The sequence below is a fragment of the Anabaena sp. PCC 7108 genome (assembly GCF_000332135.1).
In the GTDB taxonomy this organism is placed as follows: Bacteria; Cyanobacteriota; Cyanobacteriia; order Cyanobacteriales; family Nostocaceae; genus Anabaena.
Map to the genome: position 1 here is coordinate 4525923 of NZ_KB235896.1, position 13920 is coordinate 4539842.

The 13920-nt window shown below is 39.4% G+C and carries 11 protein-coding genes; 5 read left to right on the forward strand and 6 right to left on the reverse strand.

From position 1 onward, the window contains the following. Positions 1 to 11: 11 nt before the first annotated feature. Positions 12 to 1457 (reverse strand): hypothetical protein, encoded by a 1446-nt coding sequence (locus ANA7108_RS0121140; RefSeq protein WP_016952824.1) that lies wholly within the window; start codon positions 1455 to 1457, stop codon positions 12 to 14. Between the two features lie 257 nt (positions 1458 to 1714). Here ANA7108_RS0121140 and ANA7108_RS0121145 point away from each other — a divergent pair, with 257 nt between their 5' ends. Further along, entirely contained in the window at positions 1715 to 4921 is a 3207-nt protein-coding gene (locus ANA7108_RS0121145; protein ID WP_016952825.1) for an alpha-mannosidase, read from the forward strand. Between the two features lie 228 nt (positions 4922 to 5149). Here the strand turns inward: ANA7108_RS0121145 and ANA7108_RS0121150 are convergent, their stop codons facing one another. Beyond that, on the reverse strand, positions 5150 to 5938 hold the full coding sequence (locus tag ANA7108_RS0121150; RefSeq protein ID WP_026104358.1) for a hypothetical protein: 789 nt from the start codon (positions 5936 to 5938) through the stop codon (positions 5150 to 5152). A gap of 109 nt (positions 5939 to 6047) precedes the next feature. Between ANA7108_RS0121150 and holA the strand changes: the two genes are divergently transcribed. From holA to ANA7108_RS0121165, 3 genes are all read left to right on the forward strand, one after another. Next, entirely contained in the window at positions 6048 to 7037 is a 990-nt protein-coding gene (holA, locus tag ANA7108_RS0121155; protein WP_016952827.1) for a DNA polymerase III subunit delta, read from the forward strand. A 381-nt stretch (positions 7038 to 7418) separates the two neighbouring features. After that, on the forward strand, positions 7419 to 7850 hold the full coding sequence (locus tag ANA7108_RS0121160) for a DUF4168 domain-containing protein (protein WP_016952828.1): 432 nt from the start codon (positions 7419 to 7421) through the stop codon (positions 7848 to 7850). A gap of 606 nt (positions 7851 to 8456) precedes the next feature. Beyond that, positions 8457 to 9287, forward strand: a complete 831-nt coding sequence (locus ANA7108_RS0121165) for a squalene/phytoene synthase family protein (protein ID WP_026104360.1) — start codon at positions 8457 to 8459, stop codon at positions 9285 to 9287. Positions 9288 to 9536: 249 nt separating this feature from the next. On the opposite strand, the gene ANA7108_RS0121170 is transcribed toward ANA7108_RS0121165, so the two are convergent. Next, positions 9537 to 9749, reverse strand: coding sequence for a hypothetical protein (locus tag ANA7108_RS0121170; protein ID WP_016952830.1), 213 nt, complete (start codon positions 9747 to 9749; stop codon positions 9537 to 9539). A 515-nt stretch (positions 9750 to 10264) separates the two neighbouring features. Between ANA7108_RS0121170 and ANA7108_RS0121180 the strand changes: the two genes are divergently transcribed. Next, positions 10265 to 11062 carry a Tab2/Atab2 family RNA-binding protein gene (locus tag ANA7108_RS0121180; protein WP_016952832.1) on the forward strand — a complete coding sequence of 266 codons (798 nt, stop codon included), beginning with the start codon at positions 10265 to 10267 and terminating at the stop codon, positions 11060 to 11062. Between the two features lie 236 nt (positions 11063 to 11298). Here ANA7108_RS0121180 and ANA7108_RS0121185 read toward each other — a convergent pair whose 3' ends face one another. The 3 genes from ANA7108_RS0121185 to coaE form a co-directional block, all read right to left on the reverse strand. After that, entirely contained in the window at positions 11299 to 12699 is a 1401-nt protein-coding gene (locus tag ANA7108_RS0121185; RefSeq protein ID WP_016952833.1) for a TldD/PmbA family protein, read from the reverse strand. Positions 12700 to 12806: 107 nt separating this feature from the next. Then, entirely contained in the window at positions 12807 to 13223 is a 417-nt protein-coding gene (locus ANA7108_RS0121190; RefSeq protein ID WP_016952834.1) for a hypothetical protein, read from the reverse strand. Beyond that, positions 13220 to 13831, reverse strand: coding sequence for a dephospho-CoA kinase (gene coaE, locus ANA7108_RS0121195; RefSeq protein WP_016952835.1), 612 nt, complete (start codon positions 13829 to 13831; stop codon positions 13220 to 13222). The genes ANA7108_RS0121190 and coaE overlap by 4 nt, the downstream gene beginning before the upstream one ends. Between the last annotated feature and the right edge of the window lie 89 nt (positions 13832 to 13920).

Sequence of the window (13920 nt, forward strand, 5' to 3'; positions counted from 1 at the left end):
ATTCAGACATTTCACCTTACCTGTAATAAGCCTTTAAAGAAATAAATCATATTCATAAATATCATTTCTATCCACAGCATGACATGATCTAACCAGGCTAAAATTTGCTCTAAGGGATGGATTTCATATCCTAAAAATGTGGCGGTGGTTTCTATCCAATCTGGCTGGATTTGAGGTTGATTTTTTACCTCATTTTCTACTTGGTAATGAGTAGCTACTTTGGAGGATTTGTTATTTTTAAATAAACCTTTTTTTGATTTGGGGAATAACTCTGTCTGACTATTTTCTGTAAATGAACTAGCAGTTAAACCAGAATTTACATTATTAGCATCTATTTCTAAATCACCAAATAAGTCACCCCAGCTTAACCAAGCGTCAGGAATTAAATCTGATTGCTGCAATTGATGATTTTGATTAATCTGGTTTAAAGGTTTAATTCTTGGTTCTTGTGCATTTGATTGAGGATGAATTTGTTGAATTTTCCTACCACTAAAGAAGTAATTTATTGCAGATTCAATTAATGCTGGAATATTCAAAGTTTGATTTTTCAATCCATCAGCATTAACTGTGATTTCTTTTCTGGCTTCTACTTGTTCTCTACCATATATAAATATATCCAATTGAGTTTGAGCAATTTGAATAATTCCCTGACTACGCTGTTTCATAGGTGCAATAGCTTTAGCTTCCATTTTGGCTAAGGCTGTATCTAGAAAAGCTAAAAATCTATCAGGATAAGAAAATTGTATATTTACATGAAAATTGGTTTCAGGTAAATCTATTATGCTAGAATTATTCCTATCAGTTAACCTGGTTAAGATCCGGTCAATTTCTGGTAAGAGGTTCTGTTGTTTTTTGACTTTAGCTAAATTTAAAGAATAATTATATTCAGCGACTTCGCTATTAATTTTATCTGCTACTTTGGCCTGTTGTTGAATTGTCAAAACATCCAGAATTCTGTTATCGTTGGCAACAAGTACCAAATTACGATTTTCCAATTGTGCAGCAATTCCTAGCACTTTTGGTATATGCTTCTGGAGTGTATTTCCCGGTTTTAGAGATTTAGTAATATTAGATTTGGGTTGCTTTTTAAGACTTTTCCACCACCCAACACGGGTAGCTACTTCCCGCAAGGTATCACCCAAAAACGTTAATGGGTTGACATTTTGTGAATTTTCTGTATCAGATGCCGCCGCAGATGGTAAATTTTGAACTAACTCTAGTACCTTCTGAATAGGTGTATCAACAGGTGGGGGAGTTTCCGATTTTAGCCTTTTTCCAGCAAGTTCATCGGGCTGAAACATCTGGTACAGTGGATAAAGTAGGGCTTCGACACTCCATTTAGTAGCAACTTGCAAATTTCGGAAGGAGTTTTCCCACTGTTTTGTCAACCGCTGAGAATGCTGGTTGAAAAATTTAAAGATTTTACTTTGATAAGGACCGGAGGAACCAGAAGACATGGTAGAAATTTGTTAGTTTGAGTATTTTTGAGTTTTGAGACTCCCACAAAACTGTTACTTATCGTCAGTCAGTGATATCAAGTCTGTTTGAATATTTATCATATCGTTGGGGTAGAGAATAGGGAAACAGATATTATCACTAATTAGCCGGACTTGATATAACATCATGATAATGGAAAATAAGCTCAAGTAAGTTTAATTTAGACAATCCTAAACCCGAACCTAATTTTTACATTAATTGTTAATCTTTATTGATTATGACTCTATCTCTATCCCATACCAAATATATATCAGACGCAATTGAGAATTTACGTGCCTGCTGTCAAGTTAATATCCAGTCTTCTTGGTTGTATCAGCAGGTTGACTGGGGAATTACTGAAGTAATCAACTCGGATTTGTCTCTTTGGGAACCTGTAAATCTCAATGATAAATTACATATTCCTTGGACAGCGGGAAAACAAGTTTTGTGGTTGGTGCAAAAATTAGTTGTTCCCCAGGATTTACAAGGTTATGATTTAACAGGTTTATGTTTGCGGTTGGCTTTGGTTTGGTGGGCAGATGCGGCGGAGATTTATGTTAATGGTAAGTTGGTATTAGTTGGTGATTTGTTTGATTCTTCTCCGCGAGTGCTTTTAAGTCAAGCTGTTTCTATTGGGGACGAGTTTGTTGTTGCTTTGCGGTTGGTGAGTCCGGGTCATTGTGATGGGGCTTTGATGCGATCGCTCTTGGTTTTTGAGTCTTTAGATTATAATAGGTTAGATCCGGGTTTTTTGGCTGATGAGTTGGCTGTTGTTCAAGTTTTTCTGGAAAGGTTCGTACCTGAGAAGTTGGCTGGTTTGGTTGCTGGGATTGAAGAGGTAACGAACCACAGAGGCACAGAGGACGCAGAGGAAGAGAAAGAAGGGAAGAAGGAAGAGTGGGAAAGGTTTCTGTTTAATATACGAGAATCTTATCTGCGTTCATCTGCGTTCATCTGCGTTTCAAAATCTAAAATTCATTTGTTAGGTCATGCTCATTTGGATTTAGCATGGTTATGGCCTGTTTCTGAAACTTGGAAAGCCGCAGTCAGTACTTTTGAGTCGGTGTTAGGTTTACAAAGAGATTTTCCCGAGTTGGTTTTTTGTCATACTACTCCGGCGTTGTATGCTTGGGTTGAGGAATATCGTCCAGTTTTATTTGCGGAAATTCAAAATCAAGTTAAAGCGGGAAAATGGGAAGTTTTGGGTGGGTTTTGGGTGGAACCGGATTTGAATTTGATTTCTGGTGAGTCTATTGTCCGTCAGTTATTATATGGTCAGCGTTATTTTCAGGAACGGTTTGGGAAAATATCTCCTGTGGTTTGGGTTCCTGATACTTTTGGTTTCTGTGCGACTCTACCTCAGTTTTTCGCAAATGCGGGAATTGAGTTTTTTGTGACTCAGAAATTGCGCTGGAATGATACTACTAAGTTTGATTATGGCGCTTTTTGGTGGCGATCGCTTGATGGTAGTCAAATATTTAGTTTTATGTCTGCACCCATAGGCGAAACTATTGATCCTGTTAAAATGGCAAACTATGCCTGTGAGTGGGAAAGTAACACAGGTTTAGTAGATTCTCTTTGGCTTCCCGGTGTCGGTGATCATGGTGGTGGTCCGACTCGTGATATGTTGGAAATAGCAAGGCGTTGGGAACATTCCCCAATTTTCCCCAAGTTGGAATTTACAACTTCGGAAAAATATCTCCAACAAATAAAATCCCAAAGTCAAAATTTACCTGTTTGGGAAGATGAACTTTATTTAGAGTTTCATCGCGGATGTTATACTACCCACGCAGACCAAAAACGCTGGAATCGCAAATCTGAAAATCTTTTATATGAGGCTGAGTTATTTGCAACTTTAGCAAATGTTCTCTTTGGGGTGCAATATCCTCAAGATGAAATTGAAGCTGCTTGGAAAAAAGTTTTATTTAATCAGTTTCACGATATTCTCCCTGGTACTTCTATTACTCAAGTTTATGAGGATGCTTTACCAACATGGGAACACGTGGAACAAGTGGGAAATAAGATATTAGATGAGTCTTTGAGTGCGATCGCATCTCATCTCACTTTACCACAACCACCCCAACCTCATAGCATACCTATCATAATTTTTAATTCGCTCAACTGGCAACGTTCCCAAGTCGTCAGCGTTACTTTACCAAAAACAATTTTAACAGCATCCCCGTCCACGCAGGTGGACTTTGTTGGTGTAGCCCCAGAATTATATTCTGCGGGTAATCATAACCCAATATGGACAATTTATGACATTGACGGAAACCAACTTCTATCTCAACAAAGCGAAAACTCTTTATTGTTTCTCGCAACTGTCCCATCCATAGGATATCAAATATATTGGCTTTCTCCAACTTCCCAAAATCCCCATATCGACAATTCTGAATTTCCCCAAAACTGGATATTAGAAAATGAATATTTGCGAGTTCAGGTAAACCCCGAAACCGGAGACTTAGAAAGCGTCTTTGACAAAACCCAACAACGGGAAATTTTAAATGGTGCGGGAAATCAACTTCAGGCTTTTGAAGATAGCGGACAATATTGGGATGCTTGGAATATTGACCCTGATTATAACACAAAACCTCTACCTGCAACCGAATTAAAATCAATTCAATGGCTAGAATTTGGAAATATACAACAACGTTTGCGGGTAGTGCGTCAACTGGGAAATTCGCAGTTTTGTCAAGATTACATTCTCCAAACCGGTTCACCACTTTTGAAAATTGCCAATACTGTAAATTGGCAAGAAAATCAAGTATTAGTGAAAACAGCCTTTCCTCTCAACGTCGCAGCCGATTTTGCTACTTATGAAATTCCCTGCGGTGCTATTCGTCGTTCAACCAACCCCCAAACCCCCGCAGAAAAGGCAAAATGGGAAGTACCCGCTTTACGTTGGGCTGATTTAACTAGAGATACGGAAACCGGAAAATACGGAGTTAGCTTGGTGAATGATTGTAAATATGGTTACGACTGTCAAAGCAATCAAATCCGCCTCACTTTGCTGAGAAGTCCTAATTGGCCTGACCCGAAAGCTGATAGAGGTATACATGAATTTACGTATGCTTTGTATCCCCATTCAGGTAGTTGGGAAACGGCACACACTGTTAAATGTGGATATGAATTAAATATACCATTAAAAGTATTAGTTAATCCACCAAATCAACAATCTGTATTAAATAGTTACCAAAACCAAAGTTTTCTGAATTTATCAGCAGATAATTTAATTATCATGGCTTTAAAACCTAGTGAAGATAATCAACAAAAAATCATAATGCGCTTTTATGAATGTCACGGAAAAATAGCGAATTTATCTTTTAAAAGTGATCTTTTTACATTAGGAGAAGCAGTTGATTTATTGGAAAGACCGATAAATCAAAAGATTGATCAAATTGATCCTTGGAAAATTGCTACATTTAAAATAATTCGTAATTCGTAATATTTTCTACGGAAACGCTATGCCTACGGCACACTGCGTGAACGCTAACGTAATTCGTAATTGCAGTTATACTGGTTTTTATGAAGATGCTATTTATCCGTTGTGCTAGAGAGGTTCCATGGAACGTCTCTAGCAAATAAATTTGGCTTTAGCTTTTCCCTTGGGGAGAAGGGGAATTAAAACCCAAAATTACGAAGTACGAATTACGAATTAGTAATTAGAAAGTACTCAAAAATCTAAACTTACCCAATCTGGTTGACGATAATAATGTGTCATGTTGTCAAACTTCCGCAATTCAACTCGGTTGATGAAAATTTCTGGGAAATTTAACAACCATTGTTGATTTAACTCAGATAACATAGTACTGAGTTTGATGCGGTCTGGTTCTGCGGGAACTTCGCCAAAATAGCCTAATGTAATATGGGCTGTAAAGTTATAATGTTGCTCTATCCCCAAGCCCATTAACTTGCGGTTTTGGTAAATTAGCCTGCGGATTTGAATAATCTCCTCATAGGAACTTTCATCTTTGGGTACTAAACACACACCTATAGCCCTGGGCATAACCAGCAGTCCCAGCATTTGCCAGGAAATGGGATTAGCTGGCTTTGTCCTGGATTCTTGATGTTGCTTAAACAAATCACCTAAGCAAGAGTTCAATTCCTCGACAAATTGGGGATTTTTTTGAGTGGCATGATGGAAAGCATGATCCCAAATCAAATCTGCTACGGTTAAATGAAAGCTGGCAGCAGGTACAGGTACAATCAAATCACAGTTGACAGGTAACTCTAAAAGCGATCGCTGATAAGTCTCTATTTGGCTATAAAAACCAGCATTGTCTGGGTCTTCTGCCGCAGGTGGGGTAATCAGCGTATAACCAGGAAAGGGTACTGGTTCTCTGATGCCAGAATTGGACTGAAATTTAGAAGATTCCTGAATATGCTGAACTTGGGTTCTGTAAAATTCTGGTAGCATCATTCTTGCTACCCGATTTAAGTAGGTTTGGTAGTTATCGTCCAATCTTTATCGCCTCGCACTCTCTTGATAGATTGTAGGGAAATTTACCCAATTTGACCAAACTAATTTGGTTTTTAATTTTTAAATTTAAAATTTAAAATTTTTAATTGCTATGCCAATCTATGTTTACTGGGGTGAGGATGATTTTGCCATTGAAAAGGCAGTAACAGTTTTGCGCGATCGCATTCTTGATCCTCTCTGGATAAGTTTTAATTATACTACTTTTCCCCCTGAACAAGCCGATGCTGTGATTCAAGCGTTAAATCAAGTGATGACACCGACTTTCGGCGCTGGTGGGCGTTTGGTGTGGTTAATCAATACTACCCTTTGTCAACACTGTCCAGAAAATGTTTTAGCCGAATTACAACGCACTTTAGCTGTAATTCCTGAAGACTCGTTCTTATTACTTACCAGTCGTAACAAGCCTGATGAACGTCTCAAAGCTACAAAATTTTTGAAACAATTTGCCCAGGAGTTCCGGGAATTTTCCCTCATTCCTCCCTGGAAAACGGAATTATTGGTACAAGCTGTCAATCAAGCTGCTGAAACTGTGGGTGTGAAACTGACTCCCCAGACGGCGGAACTGTTAGCGGAATCTGTAGGTAATGATACCAGGCTTCTGTACAATGAAATGGAGAAATTGCGGCTTTATATCGCAGGTAGCCACAAGCCTTTAGATGTCAATACAGTAACTGCCTTAGTTAGAAATACTACACAAAATACCTTACAATTATCAGCAGCCATTAGAACTGGAGATACAGCCAAAGCTTTGGGGGTTGTTGCCGATTTGATCAATGCTTCTGAACCTGGATTGCGGATAGTTGCCACTTTGATCGGTCAATTTCGCACCTGGTTATTGATCAAGATTATGATGGAAGCAGGAGAGCGCAATCCCCAAGCGATCGCTCAAGCTGCTGAAATCAATAACCCCAAACGCATATATTTTTTACAGCAAGAAGTTAAGTCACTCTCAGTACAGCAACTAATCTCTTCTTTACCACTGCTTCTGGAATTAGAAGTTAGCCTTAAACAAGGAGCCTCAGAAACATTCGCACTCCAAACTAAAGTCATAGAACTGTGTCAAGTCTGTCAAGGAAATTAAATAATTCGTAATTCGTAATTCGTAATTCGTAATTCGTAATTCGTAATTCGTAATTCGTAATTCGTAAAAAGTGTAAGGTTTTGGCATATAGAGTTCCAAAATAGGTGCATTTTTTCTTGTCAGAGCCGGAAAATTTAGGATGTTCCCCGTTCCCCGTTCCCTGTCCTCACCGACAACTTTTATGGCTTACGCCACGCTACGCTATCAGCAAACCCTAAGTAAGTTTTAATTCTTTAAAAGTTGAAGGAATTTGACTGGGACTGGAACTTATCAACCCTAAAATAAATCAAACCTACTATCATATCCTTACTATAGTTCTGTGTCACCTATCCTATGCCGGAAAATTACTTTGTCTTTTTCCCAATTACTATTCAACGAATAATGTCTCACTCCTCGGTATTTGCCACCCTCACCACTGCGAGTGTAATTTTTAGCACTTTAGGCATAAATTCCAAAGCCGCTGCTCAAAGCTTGACAGTTAACAATACAGAAGTCACTAACTATGCCCAATCTGTATTAGCAATGGAACCAGACCGTCAGCAAGCCTTTGAGGAAATTAAAAAAATGATTGGAGAAAAAGAAATCCCCAAGATAGTTTGTAACGACGTAAACAGTATGAGTTCTCTCCCCAGAAAAGCAATGGACATTGCGGTTAATTATTGCAACCGTTCTCAGAAAATTGTTGAAAATCATGGACTCACCATTGAGCGGTTCAACAAAATTACTGTAGAAATCCAAAACAGCAGTGATTTAAAGCGTCAGGTCTACAATACATTATTACGTCTGCAAAATACCTCTGACAAAAGTAAGTAGGCAAAAATAAACATAACTACTATGGGCAGAAAAATTCACGAGGCTAAAACCCCTTGTCTTCTGTCTCCTGTCTGATCCTAAGGATAAATATTCAGCAAGCCTTACTTAAGATTTCAGGTTAAAAGCGGTAGAAAATTTACAGACAAAGCCTGATGCTAAAAGACTTTCAAACCTGTTAATAGTTAGCGGCTGTAGTATCACTTCTAGACATAAGAGTAAAAATTCAGTATGCGTCATCTAGAACACTTGTAGAGACTTGTCGTGCTTAGTCTCTATATTTTTTGTCTGAGATTACTAAGTAGTTTGACAAAATTAAATTCATTCGTGGAGTCAGGAAACAGAAAGACAGTGTGTGTAATTAATTTTGTACGATTACTTACATCAGCCTCAATCAAACTTGGCCACAAAACTTTGTTGTTACCAAAACCCTATATACTAGACTAGAATTTGTTAAATTTGAGATTTTTGTTAATTGCGATACCATAAACTATTAATTTTTAGATGAAATACTAGATAGTTTTTCAGATTTTTGAGTAAAAACTAAATCCAGTATCATCAAAAAACCCGAACTTAATGTGGTGTAAAAATCAAGAGAGGAGTGAAAAAATGGATTTACGTGGAGATGCATTGCAAATCCTCAAAGAAACTAGTCGAACTTTCTATATCCCAATTAGTATTTTACCGTCAGGATTACAAGAAGCGGTCGCCTCCGCATACCTGTGTATGCGTGCAATTGACGAAATTGAAGATCATCCAGAACTGGATAATGCCACTAAGACTCAGCTGTTGCGAAATATTAGTTTGACATTACAAACAGGAGTTGATGGTTTTGCGGTGGATGCTTTTTCACTAGCATTTAGCGGATATGAAAATTCTTTAGCAGAAGTCAGTCTCCGCGTTAGAGAATGGTCAATACTAGCACCGGAGAGTATTGCCCCTCGAATTTGGGATGCAACAGCGGCCATGGCAGATAGAATGGCTGACTGGGCAGAAAAAAACTGGAAAATTGAAACAGAATCTGACTTAGATCGTTATACATTCGGGGTAGCAGGTGCAGTCGGCTTGCTACTATCAGATTTATGGTCTTGGTACGATGGTACACAAACTAACCGAACTCAAGCGATTGGATTTGGGCGTGGTTTACAAGCCGTCAATATTCTCCGTAATAATACTGAAGATTTGACCCGTGGAGTAGACTTTTTCCCCGATGGTTGGAATAACGACAATCTCCAAGAATATGCACGTCGCAATCTGATCTTGGCAGATGCTTATACCCAATCGCTTCCATCTGGACCGGCTTTACAATTCTGCCAAATCCCTCTGGCCTTAGCTCATGGTACTCTTGACGCTTTGGTTAATGGTAAGGAAAAACTTAGCCGCAGTGATGTTTATGCACTGATTGAAAACCTGATGGGTATTAATGTAAAAGCTAGTTAAGAGCCTGAGAAATCTGTTCAAATTAGCACAGACGCAAAAACCCGCGTTTGTGCCATTGGCACAACACGCAGGAGCAGTAAGCTAATCCGCCTTTAAGTTGCTCCCATCCCTACAGAAAGACGCTCTTACGCTCCAGAAGGGGAGACAGGGGGATGCAATTTGAATCATTATTAGCTTAAGACAGACTGGGAATCTGCGTCAGTTAATCAAATAGGGTAATTAAAACACACCCTATGAGAATATTTTCACTTAACGCGACTCCGTACCCTGATTGGGACTACCAGCTACAGAATCTTCTCCTGGTGCTTCTGGTGTAGCTGTGGATCTAGCATCACTTTTTTCAGCGTCGCCAGTTTTACGAATATCTTCTTGGAGGGGGGTTTGATAACCGCCTGAAGCTGTGGGTGTATTCTCTGTATTCTCTTGAGAATCAGATTTTTGTTTTTTAGTTTTTGCACTCATGATTACACTCCAATTCATCTGGGCATCAAATCAATCTAATCAGTGCAGCAGTGCAAATATATCTATCTACAATCTGGTTATGGCGGATTATTTATCTGTCTTTAGTCTTGTTTTTCACCGCTTCAACTGGATTTTCAATCCTTGTACAAAATCCCCAGATTCAATTTTGATTCCGAAAACTAAGTAGCCATCATGAACTGTGTACACCAGAACCCATGAAAAAAACTTCTTATTCCCCTCCTCGCTTGCTGTGAGGGGTTAGGGGTGGGGTCTTATTTTCAAGTCAGAGTAACGTAAATAATTAAAGGTTTGTAGTCAGGTCTAAAGACCTGAAATTCGGGCTAAAGCCCTAACTACGAGCCAATTTCAGAATTTGTTACCTTACTTAACATAGTTCTATTTATTTTCGCCTACTTACTTAAATCATTGTGGATAAATTAACTTAGCCTTTTTGTGTTAGGAATTGAGTTGAAGGATACAGACGCAAAGAACGCAGATGAAGAGGATTGAGAATAATGGGTCTGGTTTGGCAGGCTGATTTTTATCGTAGCCCACTACGAGATGCAGCAGGGCAGATATTGTGGGAGTTGTTGATTTGTGACGAGACTCGCCGCTTTGAGTTCGTGGCTACCTGTCCTCAGTCACAAGCTAATTCCCGTTGGGTGACTGAACAACTTCAGTTAGCAGGTGGTGAAAAGTTACCAGATGTAATTCAGGTCTTTCGCCCCCAGTCTTTGAGTTTAATTGCAGCGGCTGGTCGCAATTTGGGTATTAATGTTGAACCTACCCGCAAGACTTTGGCACTAAAACAGTGGTTGGCAGCAAAGCAATATCCTGTCGTTGTAGATAAACCACCTCCAGCACCATTACCGGAAAATCTCTGGGGGGAAGAGTGGCGTTTTGCTACAATTCTTGCAGGTAATCTCTTGGATGAGTTTACAGAGCGCCCTATTCCTGTTATTCATATACCAGAATTTCTGAAACCGATTAATCTTGGTTTAGCATCAACTGTGTCCGTTCCCGGTGTGGTAATTTATGGTGGACGGCAGTCTATGCGTTTGGCGCGGTGGTTACAGGAAGCTGATGCTGTATCGTTAAATTACATTGCTGGTGCGCCTGATGGTTTGATTTTAGAAGCTGGTTTGGTAGATAGATGGATTTTGGCGACTTTTGAAGATACTGAAGTTTCTGCTGCTGCTCAGGTATATGAACAGCGAAAACAGTTAAGTAAGGGATTGCATTTTTTATTGATACAACCGGATGATTCTGGGATGACTTACAGTGGTTTTTGGTTGTTGCAGGCGGAGAATTGATGATATCGTGTCAGGTTGAGATAGGGAGATGGGATGACGCGGAGAGGGGGTGACGCGGGGAACGGGTCGAGTTTTTTTGATAAGTAATTAGCCGCACTTTATATAATGAATCACCCCATCTCCCTCTTTCTATCTTTGTTTCTCCCCATCCCCGTGTCCCCGTGTCCCTCCCTCTTTCTCCCCATCTCCCCATCTCCCCATCTCCGCGTCCCCACATCTCCGTGTCTCCTGAATTCTTAATTATCAGCTTCTCCTCCGACGACGACATCTTTTATTCGCAGACTTGGGCCACCACAACCTACGGGTAAACCGTTTTGTCCACCTTTACCACATCCACCTGATTCATCCCAGTAAAAATCATCACCGATGCCTTCAATATCCGCTAGGGTTTGGAAAACATTACCTGAAAGTGTTACATCCTTGACTGGTTCTGCAATTTTGCCGTTTCTAATCATCCATGCTTCCCCAGCGCTAAAGGTGAACATTTCTCCATTTGTCATTCCACCTAACCAATTCCGGGCATAGACTCCTTCTTTGATGTCAGTAAATAAGTCTGCAACTGGTGTATTACCCCTTTTAATCCAAGTGTTTGTCATTCGCACAATGGGCATAAAGTGATAATTCAGACAGCGAGCATTACCTGTGGGTGCTTCTTCTAATTTGCCAGCAGTTTCACGGGAATGCAAACGTCCGACTAAAACTCCATCTTCAATTAATTGCGTAGTTGTCGCGGGTGTGCCTTCATCGTCGTAAAAATAACTACCACGATGACCTTCTGGGGCTGCACCATCAAAAATTTGCAGTTCTTCGGAACCAAAGCGACGACCAAGGGTCATAACTTCCAGTAAGTCTGGGTTTTCATAGGCCATGTCAGCTTCGGAAAGATGTCCAAAAGCTTCATGAACAAATAAACCACTGAGAATTGGGTCAATAACTACGGTATAAGTATTACCTTTGACTGGTGGTAAGGATAAAGCGGTAACGGCTCTTTGGGCGGCGCTCTTGACTTGGGTATCTAAATCTGTTAAGTCTTGGTATGCTTTGCGTGAGCCGGTGGTTTCTCTACCAGTTTGTACGGTGTCGCCGTTTCTGGCTGTGGCTGCAAAGCGCATTTCCATATCTACCCAAGATTGCTCAATTAGAGTTCCTTCGGAGGATGCGAGAATGACTCTTTGGGCGCTGTCACTATAACGGACTGAGGTGGTGGTGATGCGGGAATCAACGTTTTTGAGTAAGTCGGTATAGCGATCGCACAATTCTTTTTTCTGTTTTAGGGAAACTGTACGTGGATCGATACCTGTTAGGGGTAAATTACATATAGCTTGTATGGGATCAATGGGTGCGAGTATGGTTTCTTCATCTCCCACTATCCGCGCTGCTGCGATCGCTTCTTCAATTCTTTCCTTAATCGTAGCCAACTGGTTAAAACTACTTAACCCCCAGCCACCTTTATAACAAGCACGAACATGACCACCAATAGAAATACCTTCGCTGAGGGTTTCTACCTTGTCACCACGCAACAAGATATCTGTTCCTTCTGCTTCTTCTAGGCGAATCATCAGATAATCTACACGGTGGGAATAACGGGCTATTAACTCAGAGAGTAAATTTTGTACGTCAGCAAGTGTCTTTGGCATTTTTGTTAGTGATCATCACGAACTACATTTATTTTCCAACTATTCAGGTCAATTTTGTTATTTTGGGTATCATGTATATGCTCGGAGTTTTTTGAGCTTTTTATTTATTATTCAAAAACGTATTTTTCTGCCACTTTCCAATAACGAGAAAACCGCTTTAAGTCAATAAAACCATCATAATCAAAAAATGGTTCTACTTCTAAAATTTCCAATTCTAAAGAACGCTCAATTTGGGTACAGATATCCTCAAATCTGGGACTAGGACTATCTGTGGTGACAACTAATTTAGCATCATGTTCTTTCGCAAACTTGATAATTTCTTCTGCCACATTTCCCCGACGAATTTCCACAGGTAATTCTAACAAACATTCATAAATAAAGGTAAGGCGTTTTAGACTAAGTTGCCATTCCTCAATTAAAGCATCATCCCAAACCCAAATGGCTGGGGTATGAGGATATTCTTGAAATGCTGGGTTGTGGGGGCTTAAGCAATCTCCATGTACCCAAATAATTGGTTTATTCATATTGGTAATTTGGTTATATCTATATTTTTCTTGATTGCTACATCTACTTGTTCTAGAAATGATTCTAAAGTAGAGGAGTTATCTAATACTATATCAGCCTTGGCTACTTTTTCTGCAATTGGTAATTGGCTATTAATTCTGGCTGCGGCTTGTTCGCTGTTTAAATGATTGCGCTGGATTAATCTTTGTTGTTGCTGTTCTGGTGAACAATATACAACCCAAATTTCGCTAACTAGATTTTCTAAACCAACTTCAAATAACAAAGGTATCACTAAAACTAAAGTATTTGCAGATGATTCATTAATAGCTTGAGAAAAACAATTTCGCACATAAGGATGTATGACACTTTCTAGCCAAGTTCGTTCTTCTGATTCTTTAAAAACAATTTCTCCTAACTTTTGACGATTTAAATTTCCATCAGAAAGTAAAATTTCTTGACCATATCTTGCGGCAATTTGTGCGAGAGTAGATGAACCTATAGATACTGCATCTCTAGCATAAATATCCGCATCTAAAATTGGCAAATTATAAGCACTATGCAAATAATTAGCTACTGTACTTTTACCTGTAGCTATACCACCTGTTAAACCGATTAAACGTTTAGTCATTGGTAATTGTAAATAATTCGTAATTCGTAATTCGTAAATGACTGAAGGTTAGAATTTAAATTTGGGGTTTTGGATGGAAAGATTCAAAG

Bases quoted from the DNA above. Each gene is read 5' to 3' on its own strand.
- ANA7108_RS0121170 (WP_016952830.1), bottom strand. From the start codon at position 9,749: ATGAGTGCAAAAACTAAAAAACAAAAATCTGATTCTCAAGAGAATACA.
- ANA7108_RS0121185 (WP_016952833.1), bottom strand. From the start codon at position 12,699: ATGCCAAAGACACTTGCTGACGTACAAAATTTACTCTCTGAGTTAATA.
- ANA7108_RS0121145 (WP_016952825.1), top strand. From the start codon at position 1,715: ATGACTCTATCTCTATCCCATACCAAATATATATCAGACGCAATTGAG.
- ANA7108_RS0121165 (WP_026104360.1), top strand. From the start codon at position 8,457: ATGGATTTACGTGGAGATGCATTGCAAATCCTCAAAGAAACTAGTCGA.
- ANA7108_RS0121190 (WP_016952834.1), bottom strand. From the start codon at position 13,223: ATGAATAAACCAATTATTTGGGTACATGGAGATTGCTTAAGCCCCCAC.
- holA (WP_016952827.1), top strand. From the start codon at position 6,048: ATGCCAATCTATGTTTACTGGGGTGAGGATGATTTTGCCATTGAAAAG.
- ANA7108_RS0121180 (WP_016952832.1), top strand. From the start codon at position 10,265: ATGGGTCTGGTTTGGCAGGCTGATTTTTATCGTAGCCCACTACGAGAT.
- coaE (WP_016952835.1), bottom strand. From the start codon at position 13,831: ATGACTAAACGTTTAATCGGTTTAACAGGTGGTATAGCTACAGGTAAA.
- ANA7108_RS0121160 (WP_016952828.1), top strand. From the start codon at position 7,419: ATGTCTCACTCCTCGGTATTTGCCACCCTCACCACTGCGAGTGTAATT.
- ANA7108_RS0121140 (WP_016952824.1), bottom strand. From the start codon at position 1,457: ATGTCTTCTGGTTCCTCCGGTCCTTATCAAAGTAAAATCTTTAAATTT.